General features: G+C 65.1%; 22 protein-coding genes. 6 read left to right on the top strand and 16 right to left on the bottom strand.

Annotated features, from left to right (window positions below):
• Window positions 1–24: 24 nt before the first annotated feature.
• Together phnE and ACSQ22_RS11835 are read left to right on the top strand one after the other, a co-directional pair.
• Window positions 25–831, top strand: a complete 807-nt coding sequence (gene phnE, locus ACSQ22_RS11840) for a phosphonate ABC transporter, permease protein PhnE (protein ID WP_056059739.1) — start codon at window positions 25–27, stop codon at window positions 829–831.
• A gap of 13 nt (window positions 832–844) precedes the next feature.
• On the top strand, window positions 845–1,429 hold the full coding sequence (locus ACSQ22_RS11835; RefSeq protein ID WP_436130390.1) for a phosphonate degradation HD-domain oxygenase: 585 nt from the start codon (window positions 845–847) through the stop codon (window positions 1,427–1,429).
• Window positions 1,430–1,465: 36 nt separating this feature from the next.
• Here ACSQ22_RS11835 and ACSQ22_RS11830 read toward each other — a convergent pair whose 3' ends face one another.
• Window positions 1,466–1,927, bottom strand: a complete 462-nt coding sequence (locus tag ACSQ22_RS11830; RefSeq protein WP_055399988.1) for an Lrp/AsnC family transcriptional regulator — start codon at window positions 1,925–1,927, stop codon at window positions 1,466–1,468.
• A 97-nt stretch (window positions 1,928–2,024) separates the two neighbouring features.
• Here ACSQ22_RS11830 and ACSQ22_RS11825 point away from each other — a divergent pair, with 97 nt between their 5' ends.
• Complete coding sequence (locus tag ACSQ22_RS11825; RefSeq protein ID WP_436130389.1) at window positions 2,025–2,993, top strand: EamA family transporter; 969 nt, start codon at window positions 2,025–2,027, stop codon at window positions 2,991–2,993.
• Here ACSQ22_RS11825 and ACSQ22_RS11820 read toward each other — a convergent pair.
• Genes ACSQ22_RS11820 through ACSQ22_RS11795 form a run of 6 tightly spaced genes read right to left on the bottom strand, consistent with a single transcriptional unit; the run spans window position 2,938 to window position 9,912 of the window.
• Window positions 2,938–3,336, bottom strand: a complete 399-nt coding sequence (locus ACSQ22_RS11820) for a RidA family protein (protein WP_436130480.1) — start codon at window positions 3,334–3,336, stop codon at window positions 2,938–2,940. The two genes, ACSQ22_RS11825 and ACSQ22_RS11820, sit on opposite strands and share 56 nt — an antisense overlap.
• A gap of 2 nt (window positions 3,337–3,338) precedes the next feature.
• Complete coding sequence (locus tag ACSQ22_RS11815) at window positions 3,339–5,006, bottom strand: AMP-binding protein (protein ID WP_436130388.1); 1,668 nt, start codon at window positions 5,004–5,006, stop codon at window positions 3,339–3,341.
• Between the two features lie 4 nt (window positions 5,007–5,010).
• The gene (locus ACSQ22_RS11810) at window positions 5,011–6,207 is read right to left on the bottom strand and encodes an acyl-CoA dehydrogenase family protein (RefSeq protein WP_436130387.1); all 1,197 of its coding nucleotides are present in this window, start codon (window positions 6,205–6,207) and stop codon (window positions 5,011–5,013) included.
• Between the two features lie 4 nt (window positions 6,208–6,211).
• Window positions 6,212–7,066, bottom strand: a complete 855-nt coding sequence (locus ACSQ22_RS11805; RefSeq protein WP_431151696.1) for an enoyl-CoA hydratase family protein — start codon at window positions 7,064–7,066, stop codon at window positions 6,212–6,214.
• Window positions 7,063–7,554, bottom strand: a complete 492-nt coding sequence (locus ACSQ22_RS11800) for a MarR family winged helix-turn-helix transcriptional regulator (protein WP_121507724.1) — start codon at window positions 7,552–7,554, stop codon at window positions 7,063–7,065. The genes ACSQ22_RS11805 and ACSQ22_RS11800 overlap by 4 nt, the downstream gene beginning before the upstream one ends.
• Window positions 7,555–7,560: 6 nt before the next feature.
• Window positions 7,561–9,912, bottom strand: coding sequence for a bifunctional salicylyl-CoA 5-hydroxylase/oxidoreductase (locus tag ACSQ22_RS11795; protein WP_436130386.1), 2,352 nt, complete (start codon window positions 9,910–9,912; stop codon window positions 7,561–7,563).
• 113 nt (window positions 9,913–10,025) lie between these two features.
• Here ACSQ22_RS11795 and ACSQ22_RS11790 point away from each other — a divergent pair, with 113 nt between their 5' ends.
• The 3 genes from ACSQ22_RS11790 to ACSQ22_RS11780 all read left to right on the top strand — a co-directional run bounded on the left by ACSQ22_RS11790 (window position 10,026) and on the right by ACSQ22_RS11780 (window position 12,136).
• A complete protein-coding gene (locus ACSQ22_RS11790) occupies window positions 10,026–11,294 on the top strand; it encodes a class I SAM-dependent methyltransferase (RefSeq protein ID WP_436130385.1) in 1,269 nt (422 codons plus the stop codon).
• 29 nt (window positions 11,295–11,323) lie between these two features.
• Window positions 11,324–11,647, top strand: a complete 324-nt coding sequence (locus ACSQ22_RS11785; RefSeq protein WP_436130384.1) for a DUF1840 domain-containing protein — start codon at window positions 11,324–11,326, stop codon at window positions 11,645–11,647.
• 99 nt (window positions 11,648–11,746) lie between these two features.
• Window positions 11,747–12,136: a nuclear transport factor 2 family protein gene (locus ACSQ22_RS11780; RefSeq protein WP_436130383.1), complete on the top strand. Its 390-nt coding sequence runs from the start codon at window positions 11,747–11,749 to the stop codon at window positions 12,134–12,136.
• Window positions 12,137–12,164: 28 nt separating this feature from the next.
• Here ACSQ22_RS11780 and ACSQ22_RS11775 read toward each other — a convergent pair whose 3' ends face one another.
• The 9 genes from ACSQ22_RS11775 to ACSQ22_RS11735 all read right to left on the bottom strand — a co-directional run bounded on the left by ACSQ22_RS11775 (window position 12,165) and on the right by ACSQ22_RS11735 (window position 23,484).
• Window positions 12,165–13,193, bottom strand: coding sequence for a Bug family tripartite tricarboxylate transporter substrate binding protein (locus ACSQ22_RS11775; RefSeq protein WP_436130382.1), 1,029 nt, complete (start codon window positions 13,191–13,193; stop codon window positions 12,165–12,167).
• A gap of 181 nt (window positions 13,194–13,374) precedes the next feature.
• Window positions 13,375–14,361, bottom strand: coding sequence for a tripartite tricarboxylate transporter substrate-binding protein (locus tag ACSQ22_RS11770; RefSeq protein ID WP_055400007.1), 987 nt, complete (start codon window positions 14,359–14,361; stop codon window positions 13,375–13,377).
• Window positions 14,362–14,773: 412 nt separating this feature from the next.
• Window positions 14,774–16,021 (bottom strand): phenylacetate--CoA ligase family protein, encoded by a 1,248-nt coding sequence (locus ACSQ22_RS11765; protein WP_436130381.1) that lies wholly within the window; start codon window positions 16,019–16,021, stop codon window positions 14,774–14,776.
• A gap of 224 nt (window positions 16,022–16,245) precedes the next feature.
• Complete coding sequence (locus tag ACSQ22_RS11760) at window positions 16,246–17,058, bottom strand: ABC transporter ATP-binding protein (protein ID WP_055400025.1); 813 nt, start codon at window positions 17,056–17,058, stop codon at window positions 16,246–16,248.
• A gap of 224 nt (window positions 17,059–17,282) precedes the next feature.
• Window positions 17,283–18,611: an ABC transporter substrate-binding protein gene (locus ACSQ22_RS11755; RefSeq protein WP_291467507.1), complete on the bottom strand. Its 1,329-nt coding sequence runs from the start codon at window positions 18,609–18,611 to the stop codon at window positions 17,283–17,285.
• 52 nt (window positions 18,612–18,663) lie between these two features.
• On the bottom strand, window positions 18,664–19,740 hold the full coding sequence (locus tag ACSQ22_RS11750; RefSeq protein ID WP_055400013.1) for a branched-chain amino acid ABC transporter permease: 1,077 nt from the start codon (window positions 19,738–19,740) through the stop codon (window positions 18,664–18,666).
• Window positions 19,741–19,768: 28 nt separating this feature from the next.
• A complete protein-coding gene (locus ACSQ22_RS11745) occupies window positions 19,769–20,698 on the bottom strand; it encodes a branched-chain amino acid ABC transporter permease (RefSeq protein WP_055400015.1) in 930 nt (309 codons plus the stop codon).
• 15 nt (window positions 20,699–20,713) lie between these two features.
• Entirely contained in the window at window positions 20,714–21,499 is a 786-nt protein-coding gene (locus tag ACSQ22_RS11740; RefSeq protein WP_055400027.1) for an ABC transporter ATP-binding protein, read from the bottom strand.
• A gap of 38 nt (window positions 21,500–21,537) precedes the next feature.
• On the bottom strand, window positions 21,538–23,484 hold the full coding sequence (locus ACSQ22_RS11735; RefSeq protein WP_121422121.1) for an AMP-dependent synthetase/ligase: 1,947 nt from the start codon (window positions 23,482–23,484) through the stop codon (window positions 21,538–21,540).
• Between the last annotated feature and the right edge of the window lie 94 nt (window positions 23,485–23,578).

The following is a 23,578-nucleotide window of genomic DNA, read 5'->3' as shown; positions in this document are numbered from 1 at the left end:
TCTTGTTGCGACCCGGGTGTCTCCATGTCCTCTGCTTTGAATCCCTCGCTGGCCACCCTGGCCGGCACCTCGTCGCCCAAGCGCAGCCTGGCCTGGTACCTGTCGTGGGGCATCCTGCTGGTGTTGCTGGCGGCGTCCTGGAAGGGCGCCGACATGCGCCCGTTCGATCTGTGGAACGACTCGGGCAACATGGTCAGCTATGCGGCGGAGTTCTTTCCGCCCAATTTTGCGCAGTGGCAGATCTATGTGCAGGAGATGCTGGTCACGCTGCAGATCGCGCTGTGGGGCACGGCGCTGGCGGTGGTCACCGCCGTGCCGCTGGCACTGCTGGCCTCGTCCAACATCGTGCCCTGGTGGGTCTACCAGCCAGTGCGCCGTGTGCTGGATGCGTGCCGCGCCATCAACGAAATGGTGTTTGCCATGCTGTTTGTGGTGGCTGTCGGGCTGGGGCCGTTTGCCGGGGTGCTGGCGCTGTGGATCCACACCTCGGGCACCTTGGCCAAGCTGTTCTCCGAAGCCGTGGAGGCGATTGACCCACAGCCGGTGGAAGGCATCCGTTCCACCGGTGCGAGCGCACTGCACGAAATCATCTACGGCGTGATTCCGCAGGTCATGCCGCTGTGGATCTCGTACACGCTGTACCGCTTCGAGGCCAACGTGCGTTCGGCTTCGGTGGTGGGCATGGTGGGCGCCGGGGGCATTGGGGTGGTGCTGTGGGAAATCATCCGGGGCTTCCAGTACGCCGAGACCTGCGCGGTCATGCTCATCATCGTGGTCACGGTGAGTGTGATCGACCTGGTGTCGGCCCGCATCCGCAAGGCACTGGTCTGACAAGGAGCACACCATGGCATTGAGCCTTGAAGACATTGCCCACCTGCTTGCCACACGGGGCGTGAACCAGTACGGCCGCGAGGCGGTCAGCCAGCTGGAGCACGCACTGCAGTGCGCGCAGTTGGCCGAAAAATCAGGTGAAACCCCGGCCACTGTCGTCGCGGCCCTGCTGCACGACCTGGGCCACCTGCTGGCGCCCGGGGGCGACACGGCCGAGCAAGACGACCTGCACCAGTACATGGCCATCCCGTTCTTGCGGGGCCTGATGCCCGACGCGGTGCTGGAGCCCATCCGCCTGCATGTGGATGCCAAGCGCTACCTGTGCACCATGGAGCCGGGGTACTGGGAGACGCTGTCGCCCGCATCGCAGCACAGCCTGGTGCTGCAGGGCGGTCCCTTCACGCCCAAAGAGGCGATGCAGTTTGCGGCCCAGCCCTTTGCGCAGGAGGCCATCCGCCTGCGCCGCTATGACGACCATGCCAAGGTGCCGGGGTTGGTCACGCCCCCGCTGGGCTACTACATGGCGCTGGTGCAGCGTCTGGTGCCAGTTCCGGCAGCTGTTGCCGCTGCGGCTGAACTCGCCCCGGTGGCAGCGTAAAAAGCCGCGCGGCCAAGCCGAGGCCGCCCCTGCGCGTCAACCTCCCTTGTCGCCATTCACCCAGCCCAGGTCCAGCGGGCGGTCCTCGAACTCGGTATTCAGGACCACCGTGCTGGTGGTGCGGGCCACGCCCGCGATGGCCTTGATCTCGTAGATCACGTCCTCCAGCGCGCGGGCATGTGTGGTGCGGACCTTGGCCAGAAAATCGTATTCACCCGCCACGCTGTGCAGCTCTTCGACCTGGGGCATGGCGCGCAGGCGGGGTGCCACGTCGCGGCAGTGGATGCCGCCATCGTTGCGGATGGCCACGAAGGCGGTGAAGTTCAGCCCCACGCGTTCCGGGTCCACGCTGATCGAAAACCGGCGAATCACGCCCTTGTCCAGCAGCTTCTTCACCCGCTCGTGCACGGCGGCGGTGGACAGTCCCACTTCGGCCCCCACATCGGCATAGGAACGTCGGCCATCGGCGCCTAGCGCCGAAATAATTCTGGCGTCCATGTCATCTGTCTGAATATTTGCTTGCATAGCCGCTCGATTTTGGTAAAAATTCCGAAAACCTTGCGGTTTCCATAAATTATTCGGTCAGGTGAAGAATATGCCGGCAATTTTCAATGCGCAAGCCCGCACACAGCGCAAAGGGGCGGTGGCCATGGCACTGCTGTTGGTCTACATCGTCTGGGGCACTACCTATTTCGCCATTGGTATTGCGCTGCAGAGCATGCCGCCGCTGCTGATGAATGCGATCCGCTTTCTGTGTGCAGGGGGGGTGATGCTGCTGATTGCGCTGTGGCAAGGCCATGCATTGCCCACGTGGGTGCAATGGCGCAACTCGGCGGTGGTGGGCGGCTGCATGGTGTTTCTGGCCATGAACCTGATGGGTTTTGCGCAAAAGCTGGGCATTGGCTCGGGCCTGATGGCCACGGTGGTCACCACCATGCCGATGTGGCTGGCGCTGTGGTCGCGCTGGGGCGGCGAGCGCGTGCCCTTCACCAGCTGGATTGGCCTGGCGCTGGGCGTGGTAGGCGCGCTGCTGCTGGCGCTGGAGGGCGATTTCTCGGCCACCTGGCTCGGGGCGCTGCTGGCCTTTGGTGCTCCGCTGTGCTGGAGCGTGGGCTCGTATGCATCGCGCAAGCTGTCGCTACCCGCGCCCGCCATGGCATCGGCCGCGCAGTGGTTTGCGGGGGGCGCCATGGGGCTGGTGGTGGCGTTGTGGTTTGAGCCTTTGAGCGCCCTGGGTCAGGTCACCGCCAAGTCGTGGGCGGCGTGGGTCTACCTGCTGGTGTTTGGCACCTTGGTGGCGCTCAATGCGTACCTGTGGCTGCTGCAGAACACGTCGGCCGCGCTGGCGGGCAGCTATTCGTTCGTTAACCCTGCGGTGGCTTTGCTGGTGGGCGTGGCGCTGGGGGGCGAGCTGCTCACGGGCTGGGTGTTTGCCGCGCTGCCGTTGATTGGGGCGGCGCTGGCGTTCATTCTGTACGGGCAAGCGCTGCAGCGGTGGCTGGAAAAGCTCAGTCCGGGACTACAGCGGTTGCTTCAATCTCGATCTTCGCGCGCTCTTCCATAAGCCCAGCCACCTGCACGCAGGCCATGGCCGGAAAGTTCTTGCCCAGCACCTCGCGGTAGACCGCGCCCAGCTCCTTCAGGCGGCTGTTGTATTCGTTGCGGTCGGTCACGTACCAGGTCAGCCGCACCAGGTGCTCGGGGCCCGCGCCACCAGCCTCCAGCACCGCTCGCACATTCAGCAGCGTTTGCCTCGTCTGGGCGATGAAGTCGTCGCTCTCGAACTGCTGCTGCGCGTTCCAGCCGATCTGGCCGCCGGTGAAGACCATGGTGCCGCGCGCGGCCACGCCGTTGGCGTAGCCCTTGGGGGTGACCCAGCCTTCGGGCTGCAAAAGGGTGTTTTTCATCGTCATGTTGTTTTTGTGGAAGTGGGCGACGCGGCGGAGGGTGATGCGGCCGCACCCTGGCGCAGCTTGAAACGCTGCAGCTTGCCGGTTTCGGTGCGGGGCAGGGACGTGACGAACTCCACCACGCGCGGGTATTTGAACGGGGCGATGGTGGCTTTCACATGGTCCTGCAGCGTCTTGACCATGGCGGCATCGCCCGTGTGGCCGGGCTTCAATACGCAGATGGCCTTCACCACCATGCCGCGCTCCTCGTCGGGCACGCCGATCACGCCGCACTCGGCCACGGCCGGGTGGCGCAGCAGGGCGTCTTCCACCTCGGGGCCGCCCACGTTGTAGCCGGCGGTGATGATCATGTCGTCGTCGCGCGCCTGGTAGAAAAAATAACCGTCAGCGTCTTGCGTGAACGCGTCGCCCGGGTAGTTCCAGCCATCCTTCACGTACTTGGCCTGGCGCGGGTCGTCGAGGTACTTGCAGCCCGTGGGGCCGATCACCGCGAGCTTGCCCACGGTGCCGCGCGGCAGTTCGTTGCCATCGTCGTCCACCACCTTGGCGGTATAGCCGGGCACCACCTTGCCGATGGCGCCGCGCCGGCTCTCACCGCCGGGCGAGGAAATGAAGATGTGGAACATCTCGGTGGCGCCAATGCCGTCCGTCATGTCGAGGCCGGTCGCGTCTTTCCACAGCTGGCGCGTCGCGTCCGGCAGGCCTTCGCCCGCGCTCACGCTGGTGCGCAGCTGGGGCAGGCCGATCTGCTTGGCAAAGGGGGCCATCTGCCGGTAGAAAGTGGGCGCGGTGTAGCAGATGGTCACGCCCGCATCGCGCATCAGCCGCACCATGGTTTCGGGTGTATAGGGCTGGTCGGGGAAGTACACGCTGGCCCCGGCCCACATCGGAAACACCAGCAAGCCGCCCAGGCCAAACGTGAACGCCAGCGGCGGCGAGCCCGCCACGATGTCATCGGGCGTGGCCTTGAGTACATGGCGCGGCCAGGCCTCGCAGCCTGCCAGTACATCGCGGTGCGTGTGCACGGCCGCCTTGGGGGAACCTGTGGTGCCCGAGGTGAAGGCCATCAGCGCGATGTCGTCCGCCGACGTGGGGCACGGCGGTGTGGTGCCGGGCTTGCCCTGGGCACGCTGCAGCAGGTCGGCCGCATCGGGCGCGGTGTGGAAGGGCACGATGGTGGCGAGCACGGGGTGCTGCGTCTGCGCGGCCTGCAGCTCGGCCAACAGGCGGCCGTCGCACAGTGCCAGCGTGGGCTGGGCGCGGTCGATGATGCTGCCCAGCTCGCCCGCGCGCAGCAGTGGCATGGTGGCCACCGCCACCAGCCCCGCACAGACGGTACCCAGCCAGGCCAGCGCCATCTCCACCGTGTTGCCACCGCGCAGCAGCACGCGGTTGCCGGGCACCAGGCCGTGGTCCTGCGTCAGCACCTCGGCAATGCGCGCGGCCTCGGTGCGGGCGTCGCGGTAGGTGTACGTGCGGTGCGGGCCGCGCAATAGGGGGCGGTCGATGTGGCCCGCACGTTCGGCCTGGTCGAACAGGGCCTGCACCAGGTTGGCCTGGTTGGCGATCTGCAGCTCGGGCAGGTCGTAGCGCAGTGTGGGCCAGGCCTCGGGCGGCGGCAAGCGGTCGTGCACGAAGTGGTCGGGCTGGGCGGAGGGGGCTTTCATGCGATTACTCCTGCAGAACGGCCTTGCCGATGATGAGCTGCTGCACTTCGGTCGCGCCTTCGTAAATGCGCAGCGAGCGGATGTCGCGGTACAGCGACTCGACCTTGCTGCCCACCTCCACACCGCGCCCGCCGTGCAGCTGCAGCGCCATGTCGATCACGCGCTGGGCGTTTTCAGTGGCGGTCATCTTGGCCATCGCGGCTTCGGCAGTCACGCGCGCCTTGCCCGTGTCGCGCAGCCAGGCCGCGCGGTAGGTGAGCAGCGCGGCGCTGTCCACCAGCGCGGCCATCTCGCCGATCTTGGCCTGCGTGAGCTGAAAGTCCGCCAGCGTCTGGCCGAACATGCGGCGCTGGCGGGCGTGGTGCACGGCCTCGGCCAGTGCGCGGCGCGCCATGCCCAGGGCCGCGGCGGCCACCGACGCACGAAAAATGTCCAGCGTGCGCATGGCCAGCTTGAAGCCGCCGTTCTCGTCGCCCAGCAGCGCGGTGGCGGGCACGTTGCAGTTGGTGAACTGCAGCGTGGCCAGCGGGTGGGGCGCCATCACATGGATATGGCGCGAGGCGTCCAGGCCCGGCGTGTTCGCATCGACGATGAAGGCGCTGATGCCGCGCGTGCCGCCGCTCGGGTTGGTCTTGGCGAACACGCAGTAGAAGTCGGCGATGCCGCCGTTGCTGATCCAGGTCTTGGTGCCGTTCAAGCAAAAAGTGCCTGTAGCGCCAGTCGAATCTGTGCTGGCAGCTATGGTTTGCATAGCGCCCACATCCGACCCCGCCTCGGGTTCGCTCAGCGCGAACGCAGCAATCAGTTCGCCACGCGCCACGCCTTGCAGGTAGTGCGCCTGCTGCGCGGGGCTGCCCGCCAGCGTGATGGCGCCGCTGCCCAGCCCCTGCATGGCAAACGCAAAGTCCGCCAACGGCGAGTGGTAGGCCAGCGTCTCGCGCAGCAGCACCAGCGCGCGCGAGTCGAGCGCCGGCAGCGCGCCGCCGTGCGCGGCGGGCACGCAGTAGCGCAGCCAGCCGCCCGCGCCCAGGCGCTGCACCCAGTCGCGGCAGGCGGCGCGGTCGTCGGTTTCATCGACCTGCTGTGCGGCAGCCCAGGGCACCAGGCCCTCGGCCAGCGCGCGGTGGGCGTCGTCGAAGAAGGGCAGGGCCAGGTGCGCCGTCGAGGGCGGGTGGGGGGCCGGGGGCGTTGCAACGTGCATGGGTTCAATCTCCCTGGAACACGGGCTTTTGCTTGGCGGCGAACGCTTCGTAGGCGCGGCGGAAGTCTTCGGTCTGCATGCAGATGGCCTGGGCCTGCGCTTCGGCTTCGATGGCCTGCTCGATGGTCATGCTCCACTCCTGGCTCAGCATGGTCTTGGTCATGCCGTGGGCGAAGGTGGGACCATCGGCCAGCGCGCGCGCGGTGGCCTGCACGTTGGCCAGCAGGTCAGCGCTTTCATACAAATCGTTGAAGAAGCCCCAGGCCAAGCCTTCGTGCGCTGTCATCGCGCGGCCGGTGAACAGCAGTTCGCTGGCGCGGCCCTGGCCGATCATGCGCGGCAGCAGTGCGCAGGCGCCCATGTCGGCGCCGGCCAGGCCCACGCGGGTGAACAAGAACGCGGTCTTGGTGGCCTCGGTGCCGTAGCGCATGTCGCAGGCCAGCGCCATCATCGCGCCCGCACCGGCACAGATGCCGTCGATGGCGCCCAGCACGGGCTGCGGGCAGGCGCGCATGGCTTTCACCAGGTCACCCGTCATGCGCGTGAACTCGAGCAGCTCGGGCATGGTCATGGTGGTCAGCGGGCCGATGATCTCGTGCACGTCGCCGCCCGAGCAGAAGTTGCCGCCCGCACCCGTGACTACGATGGCCTTCACGTCGGTGGCAAAGCGCAGCGCGTAGAAGAAGTCGCGCAGCTCGGCATAGCTCTGGAAGGTGAGCGGGTTCTTGCGGTCGGGCCGGTTGAGCGTGACGGTGCCCACGCCAGCATCGAAGCTCCACGCGAAATGCTCGGCCACGTAGCGGGCCTCTGGGTTGAACTGCTCGCGCATGGGGTTGCTCGCCCCGATGTAATGCTTCATTCGGCTGTCTCCAAAGAATTGTTTTGTGTGTGTTCTTTCACCTTGCCCAGCAGGCGGTACAAGGTGCTGATGTCGCGCTCGCCCAACGAGGCGAAGGCTTCGACGATCCATTGCTCGTGCTGGCGCGCCATGGTGTTGAACTGCTCGCGGCCTTGCGGCGTGAGGCGCACGAGGTACGCGCGGCGGTCGCCTTCCACGTCCATGCGCTCGACCAGCCCCTCGGCCACGAGCTGGTCGGTGATGCCGGTGATGTTGCCGCTGGTCACCATCATGCGGCGCGAGAGCTCTTTCATCTTCATGCCGTCCGGTGCGCGCTCCAGCTGTGCCATCAGGTCGAAGCGTGGCAGCGTGGTGTCGAACTGCGCGCGCAGGTGGCTGCGCACCTGCTTTTCGATGAGCTGGGTGCAGGTGAGCAGGCGCAGCCACAGGCGCAGGGCCTCGGGATGTTCGCTGGGGGCGGCGCCGTGCAGGCGGGCTTCGAGGTCCATGGTGGCTTACTCGATGGCTGCGGGTTTGCTGGATTCCTGCGCCGGTGCGGTCAGCGCGGCCATCTGCTTTTGCTTGGCAATCTCGCGCAGCATCTGGTCGCGGCCGCTGTGGTATTGCACAGGCCAGTCGGTGTGCGTTGCGGCCTGGGGGCTCAACTGCGCGGCGGCATGCAATGTCCAGGCCGGGTCGGCCAGGTGGGGGCGCGCAATGGCACACAGGTCGGCGCGGCCGGCCGCGACGATGCTGTTGGCATGGTCGGCTTCGGTGATAGCGCCCACCGCCATGGTGGCAATGCCCACCTCGTTGCGGATGCGGTCGGCAAACGGTGTCTGGTACATGCGGCCGTACACGGGGCGCGAGTCGCGCGTGGTCTGGCCGGAGGACACGTCGATCAGGTCCGCGCCTGCGGCCTTGAACAAGCGCGCGATGGCAATGGCGTCGTCGGCGGTGTTGCCATCGGGGAGCCAGTCGTGCGCGGAGATGCGCACGCTCATCGGCTTGTCGGCGGGCCACACGGCGCGCAAAGCAGTGAACACTTCCAGCGGGTAGCGGCAGCGGTTGTCCAGGCTGCCGCCGTATTCGTCCGTGCGGTGGTTGGTGGCGGGACTGATAAAGCTGGCCAGCAGGTAGCCGTGCGCGCAGTGCAGTTCCAGCCAGTCAAAGCCGCAGGCCACGGCCCGGCGGGCGCTGTCCACAAACGCGGCGGTCACGCGGTCCATGTCGGCGCGGGTCATGGCGGCAGGCGTCTGGTTCTGCGCGCCGTAGGCGAGGGGGCTCGCGGCCAGCAGGGGCCAGTTGCCCGCGTCCAGCGGCTCATCCGTGCCTTCCCAGCCGACGCGGGTCGAGCCCTTGGGGCCGCTGTGGCCCAGCTGCAGGCCGATCCTGGCCGTGCTGCTGCCGTGCACAAAGTTCACGATGCGCGCAAAGGCGGCTTGCTGTGCGTCGTTCCACAGGCCGGGGCAGGCGGGGGTGATGCGGCCCTCGGGCGTGGGGCTGGTCATCTCCACCATCACCAGCGCGGCGCCGCCCAGGGCCCTAGCGCCCAGGTGCACCAGGTGGAAGTCCTGCGGCACGCCCTCGACCGCGCTGTAGGTGGCCATGGGCGAGACAACGATGCGGTTCTTGAGCGTGAGGCCTTTGAGCGTGAAGGGCGTGAGCATGGGCGGAATCGCGGCCTTGCCACCCGCGAGCCAGGCCTCATAGCCCTCCAGCCACGCGGCATCGCGCAGCCGCAGGTTCTCGTGGCTGATGCGCTGGCTGCGCGTGAGCAGCGAGTACGTGAACTGCTCTACGGGCATGCCGGCGTAGCGCGCCACGTTCTCAAACCACTCGGTGCTGTTGCGCGCGGCGTTCTGGATCTTCAGCACCTCCACGCTGCGGCGCGCTTCATAGTGCTGCAGCACCTCGTCAATCGGCAAACCCGTGGCGAATTCGTTGGCGAGGTCAATGGCGTCTTCGAGCGCGAGCTTGGTGCCGCTGCCAATCGAGAAATGTGCGGTGTGCGCCGCGTCACCCATCAGCACGATGGGCACCTGCTTCCCGCCGATGGTCTCGCGGTGCACCCAGGTGTTGCAGATCACGCGCGGAAAGCGGATCCAGTTGGCCGAGCCGCGCAGGTGTGTGGCGTTGCTGATGAGCGCGTTGCCGTCCAGGTATTTGGCAAACAGCTTTTCGCAGAATGCAATGGCCTCGGGCTGCTCCATCTGGTCGAGGCCGTGCGCCTTCCACACCGCTTCGGGTGTCTCGATGATGAAGGTGGAGGTATCGGCATCGAACTGGTAGGCATGCGCCTGGAACCAGCCATGCTCCGTTTGCTCGAAAGCAAACGTAAAAGCATCAAGCTCTTTGTGTGTACCCAGCCAGACAAAACGGCACTCGCGCAGGTCGATATCGGGCTGGTAGGTGGTGGCGTAGCGGGTGCGGATGCGGCTGTTGAGGCCGTCGCTGGCGATCACCAGGTCGGCGTTGTACTCGGTGGCCAGCGCCTGGTCGTCGGCCACGTCGGTCTCGAACACCAGCTCCACGCCCACCGCCAGGCACCGGTCCTGCAGGATGTTGAGCAGCCGCTTGCGGCCAATGCCGCAGAAGCCGTGGCCTGTGGAGCGCACGCTGCGCCCCTTGAAGAACACTTCGATATCGTCCCAGTGGTTGAACGCGTCGCCGATCAGGGCTGCCGTTGGCGCGTCGGCCGCCTGCAGGTTGGCCAGCGTCTGGTCCGACAGCACCACCCCCCATCCGAAGGTGTCGAACGGCCGGTTGCGTTCGACCACCGTGACGCGGTGCGCGGGGTTTTGCTGCTTCATGAGCAGGGCGAAGTAGAGACCGGCGGGCCCACCGCCAATGCAGAGGATGTTCATGTCAAAATAGTTTAGGCTTAAACAAAATACTGTCAATGGGGCCTTCCCGGCGAAACCCCTGATGCCATCGCGGGGTGTTGACGCAGTGCAGCAAATTTCTCAAGATGCGCCGCATGAAGCACTTGCTGCATACCCTGGAGGGGCGGCTGGCGGCCTTGCCGGTGCCGATGGCCGTCCAGTTGCCTGCGGGCCAGCAACTGGGCGCGCCCGAGCCTGCGGTCACCTTGCGCTTTCGTGACCGCATGGCACTGGTGGCGCTGGCCACGGGCGAGATCGGCAATGTGGGGGCTGCCATCGTCGAGGGGCGCGTGGCGCTGGAAGGCGGCATGCGCGACCTGATGGCCGCCGCTGCGGGCCTGTTGACCCGCGACCCGGCCCGCGACCAGCACCACGGCTGGTGGCAGCGGGTGCTGGCACGCGCGCGGTCGATGGCGGTACACACGCTGGCGCATGACGCGCGCCATGTGCAGTTCCATTACGACCTGTCGGATGACTTCTACGCGCTGTGGCTCGATCCGCGCCGCGTGTATTCGTGTGCCTACTACCGGTCACCCGACATGACGCTGGCCCAGGCGCAGGAGGCCAAGCTCGACCACATTTGCCGCAAGCTGCAGCTGCAACCGGGGGACCGGTTTCTGGACATTGGCGCGGGCTGGGGTGGCCTGCTGCTGTGGGCGGCCGAGCACTACGGTGTGGATGCCACAGGCATCACGCTGTCGCGCAACCAGCACGCCCATTTGCAGCGGCGCATTGAAGAGCGTGGGCTGCAGGGGCGCGTGCGCATGCAACTCGTGGATTACCGCGAGCTGCAGGTGGAGCAGCCCTTCGACAAGATCGCCTCGGTGGGCATGTTTGAGCATGTAGGCCGCGCGCAGATGCAGCGCTACTTTGAGGCGGTGGCGCGCCTGCTGCGGCCCGGAGGGCTGGTGCTGAACCACGGCATCACGGCGGGTGGCGCAGACAACGCGCAACTGGGCGCGGGCATGGGTGACTTTATTGAGCAGTACATCTTCCCGGGCGGCGAGCTGCTGCATGTGAGCGCGGTGCTGCACGACATGGCCCGCGCAGGCCTGGAGATGGTGGACACCGAGAACCTGCGCCCACACTATGCGCGTACGCTGTGGGCGTGGTCCGACGGGCTCGAAGCCCAATTGCCTGCGGCCCGTGAGGTGCTGGCCGCACAGGGTGGGGCGCAGCAGGGTGATAAGGTCTTGCGTGCATACCGCCTGTATCTTGCGGGCAGTGCCCTGGGGTTTGAGCGCGGCTGGATGGCACTGCACCAGATGCTGGCCATCAAGCCTGACGGAGATGTGGCCACCGGGGCCATGCCCGGCGCACAATCAGGCTATCCGTTCATTCGCGATTACATCTACCGCAGCTGAGTCTGCTTCTTCCTGGAAAACGCTTCACCATGCTCTACAAATTCAAATCCCGCGCCGCAGCCGATCTGATCATGCTGGAGCCGCAGGGCCGCCAGGTGGTGACCATCATGGGCAAGACGCCCGGTGCCAGCGGCATCGTGACGGCCGCCCAGATCCCCGCCGCCATCGCTGCACTGGAGTCCGCCGTGGCGTCCGAGGAGGCCCAGCAGGCGTCCGCAGACGCAGGTGGAGAGGACGAGGCCAGTACGGAAGACCGCGCTGAGGCCGTGCGCCTGCGGCAGCGGGTGGCACCGCTGATCGACATGCTCAAGCGCAGTGCGGCGGCGGATGTGGACGTGGTCTGGGGCGTGTAGCGCCTCGTCTTTTGGGCCCCTGGGCTGCGGGCAGCTTCGTTCGCGGCGCATCTTCACGGCAGCCCCCTGCAGGTTTCTTCTTTCTCGTGCAACCCTCCAATGACCCGCGACCTTTCTCCTCTGGCCGTCGTCCAGGCTCAGCTGGACGCCTACAACGCCAAGAACATCGACGCCCTGTTGGCGACCTACGCCGAAGACGCGCAGCAGTTTGTCCTCCACGGAGAACGGCTTGCGCAAGGGCATGCCGAAATGCGTCCACGCTTTCTGGCGCGCTTTGCCGAGCCCGACCTGCATGCACGGCTACTGTCGCGCACGGTGATGGCGAATGTGGTGGTGGACTGCGAATTGATCACGCGCAATTTTCCCGAGGGTCTGGGGACGCTGGAGATGCTGTGCGTGTATGAAGTCTCGAACGGGCGCATCCAGCGCGCCTCGTTTGCCACGGGTGAAAAGCGCCTGCAGCCCGCGCAGGCAGCCATCACGGGCTGACCCGCAGGCCCGCCACCACGGCAAGAGGTCAGTCCACCTTCGCCCCCGACGCCTTCACCACCTGCGCCCACTTCTTGTGTTCGTTGTCGATGTGCTTGGCAAACTCGGCGGGTGTGTTGCCACCCGGAATAGCGCCTTGCGCCACCAGCCGTTCTTTCATCGCCGGGGTGGCCAATGACTTGGCCACTTCCTGCTGGATGCGGTTCACGATGTCCTGGGGCGTACCCGCCGGGGCAAGCAGGCCGAACCAGGAGCTGGCCTCGTAGCCCTTGAGGGCCGGGCCTCCGGCCTGCTCCACTGTGGGAACGTCGGGCAGGGCGCTGGAGCGCTCTGAACTGGTCACGGCCAGAGCCGTGAGCTTGCCCGCTTTGATCTGCGCCATCGACGAAGGCAGGTTGTCAAACATCACGTCGGCGTTGCCCGCCACCATGTCCATGAGCGCGGGGCCGGAACCCCGATAGGGCAAGTGCAGCATGAAGGTGCCCGTCATGCTCTTGAACAGCTCGCCTGCCAGATGGATCGATGTGCCGTTGCCGCTGGAGGCCATGTTCATCTTGCCGGGGTTGGCCTTGGCGACGCGGATGAAGTCCTGCACGTTGGCGATGCCCTGGGCCTTGGCCTTGTCGGCATTCATCACCATCACATTGGGCACCGCAGCCACCAGCGTGACGGGGACAAAGTCCTTGATGGGGTCGTAGGGCAGCTTGGCGTACAGCGCGCGGTTGATGCCGTGCGTGCCCACGGTGCCCATCAGCAGCGTGTAGCCGTCCCCCGGCGACTTGGCGACGATGTCGGCGCCCACATTGCCGCCAGCACCGGCGCGGTTGTCCACAATGAACTGCTGGCCAAACGCGCGCGAGAGTTCGGGCGCCATGGCGCGCGCCAGGATGTCGGTGGTGCCACCGGGGGCAAAGGGCACCACGATGCGCACGGGCTTGGTGGGCCAGGTGCTGGCTTGTTGTTGGCCGTGCGCAAGGGGCAGCAGGGCAGCGCAACCCAGGGCGGCGCAGGCCAGTGCCGCAACGGTGCGGCGGCGTGGATGGGGGCGTGTTGTCATGGCGGGGGCGTCCTTTCGCAGGTGTTTCGTATGCATGCAAAGCTTTTTACGCGGCGCGGCGCGATCCGTGCAGATGGATTACCCCAAGGTGGTGGCGCCGAGCTCGATGGCAGGCACAAAAAAGCCGCCTCGGCCAAGGCCGAGGCGGCTTTTCCATCAATGGCTGGAAGGGAAAAACTGATCAGTCTGCGTAGGTGCCTGCAGCCTTGATCACAGCGCCCCACTTGTCGATTTCGGCCTGTACAAACTTCTTGTGCTCGGCGGGCTCCATGCGCTTGTCGGTGACGACCACCGCGCCCAGGCCTTCTTGCTTCTTAATGAACTCGGGGTCCTTCAGTGCAAGCTTGAGGGCTTCGTTGATCTTGGTCACGACGGGAGCTGGCGTGCCCTTGGGCGCGTACAGGCCGTGCCAGATGCTGACGTTGAAGTCCTTCAGGCCCGACTCCGCCAGGGTGGGCAGGTCCTTCAGAGCCGGGGTGGTCAGGCGCTTGGGCGTGGTCACGGCGTAGGCCTTGACCTTCTTGCCTTCGATCTGTGGCGTGGTGTTCGTGGTCTGGTCGCACAGCAGGTCGATCTGGCCGCCAATCAGGTCGGTGATGGCGGGGGCCGTGCCCTTGTACGGCACGGGGGTCATGTCCACCTGCATGGCGCTCTGGAACATCAGGCCACACAGGTGCGACGCTGCGCCCAGGCCGGCATTGCCCAGGTTGATCTTGCCCTTGTTCTGCTGGATCCAGGCGGTGAGTTCCTTGAAGTTGTTCGCAGGCATGGTGGGCCGAGCGATCAGCGTCATGGGCACATCGTTGACCATGCCCAGGTATTCAAAGTCGTTGGGCACGCTGAACGACAGCTTGCGGTACAGCGCGGGCATGGTGGACATGCCAATGTGGTTGAGCAGCAGCGTGTAGCCGTCCGGCGCGGCGCGGGCTACGCGGGCTGCACCGATGGAGCTGCCGGCGCCGGCCGTGTTGTCCACCACCACAGTAGCACCCAGGGGCTTGCGCAGTGCTTCGGCCAGGTCGCGCGCCACGCGGTCGGTAGGGCCGCCCGCAGCAAAGGGAACCACGATGGTGACGGTCTTGTCCTTGGCGGGATAGTCTTGGGCGCTGGCGCCAAAAGCGGTGGCTGCGGCCGCAGCGATCAATGCAAGTTTCAGCGTTGTTTTCATGGGTCTCTCCTGTGAATGACGGGCCATGATAGCGAGGGGGGTTTGCGGGAACATTGCGGATATTACGTAGCACACAGGGGGCATGGTCTTTAACAAAAAGACGTCTGTAGCGCTTGTCTATAAAGCGCTGAATGCTACTGAATTGTGAGCAATGCTAGGGTAAACACTGCGCTATGACACCGCGCAAAGCGGGCACTTTTTGCGCTGACGCAAACCTTTGGGCGGAGCGGGAAGGGCCCACGTTTGCGCATTGACAGCACGCCCATGCCGCTCATCACCGAGACAGGCACGACCCGATGCCAGCGCCACCGTGGAACGCTTTGCCAAGCCACGGGCGGCGTTTCCGTTGGGGATAGAGGAGCTGCAGCCCCTGGCAGCTGCGGCTAGGCGCCGCAGGGCGCCATGGCGGAGGCTACTTATAGCTCCGCGCGTCCTCGATCACCTTGCCATCGTTGGGCAGCGTGCCAGGGGCCACCATCTGCACGTCGCCCCGCAGCTTGGTCACTTCGCGGATAGCGTCCGAGAGCTGGTGTGCCAGGCCCTCGGCGGTCTCCACGGTTTCCACCTGCAGCACCATCTGGTCGTTGGCCATCTCGCCGCTGACCACCAGGCGTGCGCGCAGCACCTGCGGAAAACGCTGTGCAATCGTGGCCACCTGGCCGGGGTGCACGAACATGCCGCGGACCTTGGTGGTCTGGTCGGCCCGGCCCATCCAGCCCTTGATGCGGGTGTTGGTGCGGCCCGTGGGGCACTGGCCTGGCAGCACGGCCGACAGATCGCCCGTGCCAAAGCGGATCAGCGGGTAATCGGGGTTGAGCGTGGTCACCACCAGCTCGCCCACCTCGCCCTCGGGCACCGGGTCGCCGGTGCCGGGGCGCACGATCTCGACGATCACGCCTTCATCGAGCACCAGGCCTTCGCGGGCCGAGGTTTCATAAGCAATCAGCCCCAGGTCGGCCGTGGCGTAGCACTGGTAGCCCGCGATGCCGCGCTCGGCAAACCACTCGCGCAGTGAGGGCGGAAAGGCCTCGCCCGACACCAGCGCCTTGGTCACCGTGGGCAGCGTTACACCCATCTCGGCGGCTTTTTCGACAATGATCTTGAGAAAGCTGGGCGTGCCGATGTAGCCCGCAGGTTGCAGTTCGGCCATGGCCTGCACCTGCTGCTCGGTCTGCCCCGTGCCGCCTGCAAACACCGTGCAGCCCAGAGCGTGTGCGCCGGTTTCCATCATCGAGCCCGCGGGCACGAAGTGGTAGCTGAAGCTGTTGTGGATCAGCTCACCGGGCCGAAAGCCTGCGGAATGGATGGCGCGCGCCATGCGCCAGTAGTCGCGGCGCGTGCCTTCGGGTTCGTAGATGGTGCCGGGGCTGGCAAACACACGCGGCATGGCCGCGCCAAAACCCAGCGCGCTGAAGCCACCAAACACGTTGGTGGCGCGGCCTGCCTGCTGGCGCTCCAGCAACTCGTACTTGCGGGTGACGGGCAGCGTTGCCAGGGCCGCGCGGCCGGTGATGGTGGTTGCATCCACGCCAGCCAGGATGCCGGCAAATGCGGGCGATGCCTTCTGGGCATGGGCGATCTGCTGCGGCAGCGCAGCCATCAGCGCCGCTTCGCGCTCTGCGGGGCTGCGCGTTTCCAGGGCGTCATAAAACGTGCTCATGCCTGGGGTTCCTTGTGAGGTGGTTTGAAGTGAAATTGGCCTCTGGCGCTTATCCATAAAGCGCAAGCAGCTATGAAAATAGGAGTTATCCGTTCAGCGTTTGAAAAGGTGCGGAGCCTGGAATACCGGCGCTGACGAAAGCCAGCGCCACCGCGCAAGGGCCGCCCCGCCGCGCTGGTGGCGTCCCCCTGAGGGGGAAGGCGCGCAGCGCCACAGGGAGCTCCTCAAGCCAACCAGCGCTTGCGCCGCTTGTAGCTTTTGACATCCTTGAAACTCTTGCGCTCGCCGCCGCCCACGCCCAGGTAGAACTCCTTGACGTCCTCGTTGTTGGCCAGGTCGCTCGCTGCGCCGTCCATCACCACGCGGCCGCTTTCCATGATGTAGCCGTAGTCGGAATACTTGAGCGCCATGTTGGTGTTCTGCTCGGCCAGCAGGAAGGTGACCTTTTCTTTGGTGTTCAGGTCCTTCACGATGTTGAACACCTCCTCCACGATCTGCGGCGCCAGGCCCATCGAGGGCTCGTCCAGCAACACCATGCTGGGGTTGGCCATCAACGCGCGGCCGATGGCGCACATCTGCTGCTCGCCGCCCGAGGTGTAGGCGGCCTGCGAGGTGCGGCGCGTCTTGAGGCGCGGAAAATAGTTGTAGACCTTCTCCAGGTTGGCTGCGATCTCGGCCTTGCTGGTGCGGGTGTAGCTGCCCGTCATCAGGTTCTCTTCAATGGTCAGGTGGGCAAAACAGTGGCGCCCCTCCATCACCTGCACCACGCCACGCTGCACCAGGTCCGCGGGCGAGAGGTTTTCGATGCGCTCGCCGCGCAGCTCGATGCTGCCCTTGGTCACCTCGCCCCGCTCGCCCTGCAGCAGGTTGGAGATGGCGCGGAGCGTGGTCGTCTTGCCCGCCCCGTTCCCCCCCAGGATGGCCACGATGGAGCCCTGCGGCACCTGCAGTGACACGCCCTTGAGCACCAGGATCACATGGTTGTAGATGACCTCGATGCCGTTGACGTTGAGAACGATATTGCTGTTGGAGTCCATGGTGTTGCCTTCCTGTACCAATCCAAAGAGCTGTTGCACAACCCTTTGGATTGGCGGCTGCCAGAAAGCAGCCGTTACGTCACGGGCCCTTGATACGGTCGCAGCCTGAAATACCAGTGCCACCGCGCAAGGGCCGCCCCGCCGCGCTGGTGGCGTCCCCCTTCCCGCAGCGCGAAGCGCTAAGAGAGAAGGGGGAAGCGGCAAAGCCGCTCAGGGGGATGTGCTTAGCTCTGGCAGTCCGCAGCGTCGCGTCGCGTCATCTTCTTGTCGGCCAGGTACTTGTCCGCACCGGCCTTGACCATGGGCTTCAAGATCTGCTCATCGGCCTGGTACCAGTCGGACGAGAAGTTGAACTTCTTGCCGTCCCAGGTGTGCACGCGCGCCCAGGTGGAGCCCATGTGGTCGGCGCAGCTGGTGGACAGGGGCCGCATCACGTCCTTGAAGCCCAGCGCATCGAGCTTCTTCTGGTCCAGGGCCAGGTTTTCCATGCCCCAGCGCACTTGTTCGCCGGTCATGACCTTGCCCTTGCCAAAACGCTCCTGTGCGCGGCGCACCGATTCGACGGCCAGCATCTGGATGATCACGCCGCGCGTGTACAGCACCGAGCCCACTTCGTCCTTGGGCCCTGTGCCCTGGCCCTTGTCGTGAACGTTCTTCAGGATGTCCTGGATCACCTTGGGCTGCTGGCCCGAGGTGTTCAGTGCCAGCGCGTTGTAGCCCTTCGCGCCTTCGCCCACGTCACGCACATCGGGCTCGGCACCCGCCCACCACACGCCATACATCTTTTCGCGGGGGTAGCCGGTGGCTTGGGCTTCCTTGAGGGCGGTGGAGTTCATCACACCCCAGCCCCACAGCAGCACGTAGTCAGGGCGGCTCTGGCGCACTTGCAGCCAGGTGGCTTTTTGTTCCACGCCGGGCGCGGTCACGGGCAGCATCTGCAGCTCAAAGCCGTGCATCTTGGCGCGTTCTTGCAGCAGCGGGATGGGCTCCTTGCCGAACGGGCTGTCGTGGTACACCAGCGCAATCTTCTTGCCCTTGAGCTTGTCCAGGCCGCCATTGGCCTTGCCGATGTGCTGGATCAGGATGTCGGCGCCGGTCCAGTAGCTGCCCATGAACGGAAAATTCCACTTGAACGCCTGGCCGTCCTGCGCCACCGACAGGCCGTAGCCCAGCGTCATCAGCGGAATCTTGTCCACAGGGGCTTTTTCGGTCAGTGCAAACGTGATGCCGGTGGCCTGGGGGTCGAACAGCGACACGCCGGGGCGGCTCTTGAGGCGCTCGTAGCATTCGACGCCACGGTCGGTGGCGTAGCCCGTTTCACATTCTTCAAAAGTCAGCTTCACACCATTGATGCCGCCGTCGCGGGCGTTGATCATCTTGATGTAGTCCTGCTTTCCGTTGGCCCATGGCACACCGTTGGGTGCGTAGGGTCCTGTGCGGTAGGACAGCAGCGGGAAGAACTGCTCCTTGGCTTGTGCGAGGGCGCTCGTCGCAACGGACGAGGCACCGGCAGCAACCACCGCAGCGGCGATCACGAGTTTCGAAAGCTTCATGGATGTCTCCTTTGGATGAATGTGTTGAAGCACGGGGAAAACTGGCAGGGGATCAGTGGGGGAAAGGCCAGAGGCGGAGTTTTTGTTTGGCGGTGGACCACAGCTTGGCCAGACCATGGGGCTCCACGATGAGGAACCACACGATCAGTGCGCCGAAGATCATCAGCTCGGCATGCGAGACACCGGCGGTGGACACCTCGATGCCAAAGATCCCCATGAAGGCCGGCAGGAACTGGTTGAGCACGATGGGCAGCACCACGATGAAGGCCGCACCAAAGAAGCCACCCATGATCGAGCCGAGCCCGCCGATGATCACCATGAACAGCAGGCGGAACGAAATTTCCACCGAGAAGGCCGCAGGCTCCCACGCGCCCAGGTGCACAAAGGCCCACAGCGCACCGGCCATGCCCACGATGAACGAGCTGACCGCAAACGCGCTGAGCTTGGCGTACATGGGGCGGATGCCGATCACGGCCGCAGCCACGTCCATGTCACGGATGGCCATCCACTCACGCCCGATGGCGCCGCGCACCAGGTTCTTGGCCAGCAGGGCCACCACCACCAGGATGGCCAGGCAGAAGATGTACTTGCTGGTGGCGCTTTCGATCGGCATGCCCAGCACCTGCAGGTTGGTGACCGACACCGAGCCAGAGTCGGAGTTGTTGGTGAACCACTTGATGCGCAGGAACATCCAGTCGCTGAAGAACTGCGCGGCCAGCGTCGCCACGGCCAGGTACAGCCCCTTGACGCGCAGGCTGGGCAGCCCGAACAGGATGCCGAAGAACGTGGCGCACAGCCCGCCGAGGATCAGTGCCGGGATCAGCGGCATGCCGGGGAAACGCACGAAGAAGTTGTAGGCCCCGTAGGCGCCCACGGCCATGAAGGCGCCCGAGCCCAGCGAGATCTGTCCGCAGTAGCCCACCAGAATGTTCACCCCCAGGGCCGCCAGCGCCATGATGACGAAGGGGATCAGGATGGCACGGAAGATGTAGTCGCTGGCCAGCATGGGCACGGCGATGAAGGCAATGGCCAGGATGATGCCGATGGCAATGCGGTCCTGCGCGATCGGGAAGATCTGCTGGTCGGCGCGGTAGCTCGTCTTGAACTGGCCGTTTTCGCGGTAGAGCATGGAAGTCTCCTGTTCTTGTTGTTATGGGTTACACGCGGTCGATGATCTTCTCTCCGAACAAACCTTGCGGTCTGAACAGGAGGAACACCAGCGCCAGCACATACGCAAACCAGATCTCGATGCCCCCGCCCACGAACGGGCCCAGGTACACCTCGGAGAGCTTTTCGCCCACGCCGATGATCAGGCCGCCGATGATGGCGCCGGGTACCGAAGTCAGGCCGCCCAGGATCACCACCGGCAGCGCACGCAGGGCCACCGTGGTGAGCGAGAACTGCACCCCGAGCTTGCTGCCCCAGATCATCCCGGCCACCAGGGCCACCACACCTGCCACGCACCACACGATCACCCAGATGCGGTTCAAAGGGATGCCGATGGATTGGGCCGCCTGGTGGTCGTCGGCCACGGCGCGCAGTGCGCGGCCGGTAGAGGTTTTCTGAAAGAACACCGACAGCAGGGCCACCAGCGCGGCGGCAATGGCCGCAGCAATCACGTCTTCCTTGTTGATCAGGATGCCGCCCTGGAACACCGTATCAAAGGCAAAAATGGGTTCCTTGGGCATGCCCACGTCGATTTTGTAGATGTCGCTACCAAACAGCGTCTGGCCCAGGCCTTCAAGAAAGTACGTGATGCCCAATGTGGCCATCAGCAGCGTGGCACCTTCCTGGTTGACCAAGTGGCGCAGCACCAGCTTTTCAATCAGCCAGGCCACCACGAACATGATGGCGCCCGCAATCACGAAGGCGGCCAGGTTGGCCACGATGGGGTTGTCGATGCCGGTCCACTTGGGGATCCATTCGGCAAAGCGGGCCATGGCCAGCGCTGCAAACAGCACCATCGCGCCCTGCGCGAAGTTGAACACGCCCGAAGCCTTGTAGATCAGCACAAAGCCCAGCGCCACCAGCGAATACAGCATGCCGGCCATGAGGCCGCCGATGAGGGTTTCCAAAAAGAATGCCATGAGTTGTTCTCCCGATCAGTGGCTTGTGCCCAGATAGGCACTGATCACGTCTTCGTTGTTGCGCACTTCGTCGGGGCTGCCGTCGCCGATCTTCTTGCCGTAGTCGAGCACCACCACGCGGTCGCTGATGTCCATCACCACGCCCATGTCGTGCTCGATCAGCACGATGGTCGTGCCGAACTCGTCGTTCACATCGAGGATGAAGCGGCACATGTCCTGTTTTTCTTCCACGTTCATGCCGGCCATGGGCTCGTCCAGCAGCAGCACCTGCGGCTCCATGGCCAGGGCGCGGCCCAGGTCCACGCGCTTTTGCAGGCCATAGGGCAGCTGGCCCACGGGCGTCTTGCGAAACGCCTGGATTTCCAAGAAGTCGATGATGTGCTCGACGTACTCGCGGTGGCGGATCTCCTCGCGCTCGGCCGGGCCGATACGCAGCGCCTGCATCAGCAGGTTGCTTTTGATCTTGAGGTTGCGGCCGGTCATGATGTTGTCGATCACGCTCATGCCCTTGAACAGCGCCAGGTTCTGGAACGTGCGCGCCACGCCCATCTCGGCCACCTGGCGCGAGTTCATGTGCGAGAACGTCTTGCCCCGGAAGGTGATCGAGCCGTCCTGCGGCGTGTACACGCCGTTGATGCAGTTGAGCATGGAGCTTTTGCCCGCGCCGTTGGGGCCGATGATGGCGCGGATCTCGTGCTCTTTCACGTTGAACGAGATGTCGGTCAGCGCCTTCACGCCGCCAAACCGCAGGCTGATGTTCTTGACGTCCAGGATGACGTCGCCGATCTTCTTTTTGGTCATGGTGGGGTGTTGCTGCTCGGGCGGGTAGAGAGCGGGTTTCATGCTGCAGCCTTGACGGGCGCGAAGGTCTTTGTGTCCGACAGCTTCAGGGTGGCGCTCACGCTGCCTGTGCGGCCGTCCTCGAACTTGACCTGGGTCTCGATGTACTGCTCGGTGCGGCCTGCGTACAGCGCATCCACCAGCACCGCGTACTTTTCGGCAATGAATCCCCGGCGGACCTTGTTGGTGCGCGTGAGTTCGCCGTCGTCCGCGTCCAGCTCCTTGTGCAGCACCAGGAAGCGGCTGACCTGGCTGCCCGCCAGCATGGTGTCGGTGGCGAGGTCGGCGTTGACTTTCTCGATGCACTCGCGGATCAGCTCGTACACCTCGGGCTTTTGCGCCAGGTCGGTGTAGCCCGCGTAGGGCAGGTTGCGGCGTTCGGCCCAGTTGCCCACGGCGTCGAAATCGATGTTGACCATTACACACACCTTCTCGCGGCCGTCGCCCAGCGCGACCACTTCCTTGATGTGCGGGAAGAACTTGAGCTTGTTCTCCACATACTTGGGCGCAAACATGGCGCCATCGTTGGCGCCGCCCTTGATGCGGCCCACGTCCTTCACGCGGTCAATGATCTTGAGGTGGCCGTGCGCGTCGAGGAATCCTGCATCGCTGGTGTGGTACCAGCCATCGGCGGTGAGCACCTCGGCTGTGGCCTTGGGGTTCTTGTAGTACTCCTTGAGCAGGCCGGCGGACTTGACGAGGATCTCGCCGTTGTCGGCCACCTTGATCTCCACACCGCGAATCGGCACGCCCACCGTGTCGGCGCGCGCCTGGTTGTCGGGCTGCAGGCAGACGAACACGGCGGTCTCGGTGGAGCCATACAGCTGCTTGAGGTTGATGCCGATGGAGCGGTAGAACGTGAACAGATCCGGGCCAATGGCCTCGCCTGCCGTGTACGCCACGCGCACGCGGCTAAAGCCCAGGTTGTTGCGCAGCGGGCCGTACACCAGCAGGTTGCCCAGCGCGTACTTGATGCGGTCCAGGGTGCTCACGGGTTCGCCGTCCATGAGGGCGGGGCCCACCCGCTTGGCCACGCTCATGCAGGCGTGGAACATGGCGCGCTTGATGGTGCCTGCGTCTTCCATGCGGATCATCACGCTGGTCAGCAGGCCTTCAAAAATGCGCGGCGGCGCAAAGTAGTAGGTGGGGCCGACTTCCTTCAGGTCGATGGTCACCGTGCTGGCCGACTCGGGGCAATTGACCACGTAGCCGCAGGCCAGCCACTGGGCGTAGCTGAAGATGTTCTGGCCGATCCAGGCCGGGGGCAGGTAGGCCAGCACTTCTTCGCTGCTTGTGAGCTTGTCGAACTCGGCACCTGCGCTGGCGCGGTCCAGCAGGGTGCTGTGGGTGTGCACCACGCCCTTGGGGTTGCCCGTGGTGCCCGAGGTGAAGAACATCGCCGCCACATCGTCGGGCTGGGCCTTGGCGACCTCGCTCTGGAACCACTGGGGGTTCTTGGCGACGTGCGCCTTGCCTGCTTCGATCAGCGAGTCCAGCGACGCCAGGCCCTGTTCCTCGTAGTTGCGCAGGCCCCGCGGGTCGTCAAAGTAGATGTTCGAAATCTGGGGGCACTGCTCGCGGATCTCCAGCAGCTTGTCCACCTGCTCCTGATCTTCCACCAGGCAAAAGCGCACTTCGGCATTGTTGAGCGGGAACACGCATTCGGCCCCCACGGCGTCCTGGTACAGCGGAACAGGAATCGCGCCCAGCGACTGCGCGGCCAGCATGGTGGCGTACAGGCGGGGGCGGTTGGCGCCGATCACCACCATGTGTTCATGGCGCTGCAGCCCGGCCAGGTGCAGGCCGGCGGCCACCTGCTCCACCAGCCGCACCAGGTCAGCCCAGCTGTGGGTTTGCCAGATGCCATATTCTTTTTCGCGCAGGGCCGGGGCCGTGGGGCGCTCGGCGGCATGCTTGAGCAGCAATTGCGGGAACGTGGTCAACATTGCAGGTTCCTGAAAGTAAGAGGTGTCCGTCCGGTGACTGCCGGGAGCGCGGCCTTGTGGCTGCGTATCTGTGTATGGGATGGATGCTAGGACT

It is taken from the genome of Acidovorax sp. LjRoot38 (genome assembly GCF_964252975.1).
GTDB classification, from domain to species: Bacteria; Pseudomonadota; Gammaproteobacteria; order Burkholderiales; family Burkholderiaceae_C; genus Acidovorax; species Acidovorax facilis.
The sequence above is the reverse complement of the archived record's forward strand: the minus strand, read 5'-3'. Positions and strand labels throughout refer to the sequence as shown.

Excerpts from the sequence above, each read along its gene's own strand:
- phnE (WP_056059739.1), top strand. The coding sequence starts at position 25 with ATGTCCTCTGCTTTGAATCCCTCGCTGGCCACCCTGGCCGGCACCTCG.
- ACSQ22_RS11835 (WP_436130390.1), top strand. The coding sequence starts at position 845 with ATGGCATTGAGCCTTGAAGACATTGCCCACCTGCTTGCCACACGGGGC.
- ACSQ22_RS11830 (WP_055399988.1), bottom strand. The coding sequence starts at position 1,927 with ATGGACGCCAGAATTATTTCGGCGCTAGGCGCCGATGGCCGACGTTCC.
- ACSQ22_RS11825 (WP_436130389.1), top strand. The coding sequence starts at position 2,025 with ATGCCGGCAATTTTCAATGCGCAAGCCCGCACACAGCGCAAAGGGGCG.
- ACSQ22_RS11820 (WP_436130480.1), bottom strand. The coding sequence starts at position 3,336 with ATGAAAAACACCCTTTTGCAGCCCGAAGGCTGGGTCACCCCCAAGGGC.
- ACSQ22_RS11815 (WP_436130388.1), bottom strand. The coding sequence starts at position 5,006 with ATGAAAGCCCCCTCCGCCCAGCCCGACCACTTCGTGCACGACCGCTTG.
- ACSQ22_RS11810 (WP_436130387.1), bottom strand. The coding sequence starts at position 6,207 with ATGCACGTTGCAACGCCCCCGGCCCCCCACCCGCCCTCGACGGCGCAC.
- ACSQ22_RS11805 (WP_431151696.1), bottom strand. The coding sequence starts at position 7,066 with ATGAAGCATTACATCGGGGCGAGCAACCCCATGCGCGAGCAGTTCAAC.
- ACSQ22_RS11800 (WP_121507724.1), bottom strand. The coding sequence starts at position 7,554 with ATGGACCTCGAAGCCCGCCTGCACGGCGCCGCCCCCAGCGAACATCCC.
- ACSQ22_RS11795 (WP_436130386.1), bottom strand. The coding sequence starts at position 9,912 with ATGAACATCCTCTGCATTGGCGGTGGGCCCGCCGGTCTCTACTTCGCC.
- ACSQ22_RS11790 (WP_436130385.1), top strand. The coding sequence starts at position 10,026 with ATGAAGCACTTGCTGCATACCCTGGAGGGGCGGCTGGCGGCCTTGCCG.
- ACSQ22_RS11785 (WP_436130384.1), top strand. The coding sequence starts at position 11,324 with ATGCTCTACAAATTCAAATCCCGCGCCGCAGCCGATCTGATCATGCTG.
- ACSQ22_RS11780 (WP_436130383.1), top strand. The coding sequence starts at position 11,747 with ATGACCCGCGACCTTTCTCCTCTGGCCGTCGTCCAGGCTCAGCTGGAC.
- ACSQ22_RS11775 (WP_436130382.1), bottom strand. The coding sequence starts at position 13,193 with ATGACAACACGCCCCCATCCACGCCGCCGCACCGTTGCGGCACTGGCC.
- ACSQ22_RS11770 (WP_055400007.1), bottom strand. The coding sequence starts at position 14,361 with ATGAAAACAACGCTGAAACTTGCATTGATCGCTGCGGCCGCAGCCACC.
- ACSQ22_RS11765 (WP_436130381.1), bottom strand. The coding sequence starts at position 16,021 with ATGAGCACGTTTTATGACGCCCTGGAAACGCGCAGCCCCGCAGAGCGC.
- ACSQ22_RS11760 (WP_055400025.1), bottom strand. The coding sequence starts at position 17,058 with ATGGACTCCAACAGCAATATCGTTCTCAACGTCAACGGCATCGAGGTC.
- ACSQ22_RS11755 (WP_291467507.1), bottom strand. The coding sequence starts at position 18,611 with ATGAAGCTTTCGAAACTCGTGATCGCCGCTGCGGTGGTTGCTGCCGGT.
- ACSQ22_RS11750 (WP_055400013.1), bottom strand. The coding sequence starts at position 19,740 with ATGCTCTACCGCGAAAACGGCCAGTTCAAGACGAGCTACCGCGCCGAC.
- ACSQ22_RS11745 (WP_055400015.1), bottom strand. The coding sequence starts at position 20,698 with ATGGCATTCTTTTTGGAAACCCTCATCGGCGGCCTCATGGCCGGCATG.
- ACSQ22_RS11740 (WP_055400027.1), bottom strand. The coding sequence starts at position 21,499 with ATGACCAAAAAGAAGATCGGCGACGTCATCCTGGACGTCAAGAACATC.
- ACSQ22_RS11735 (WP_121422121.1), bottom strand. The coding sequence starts at position 23,484 with ATGTTGACCACGTTCCCGCAATTGCTGCTCAAGCATGCCGCCGAGCGC.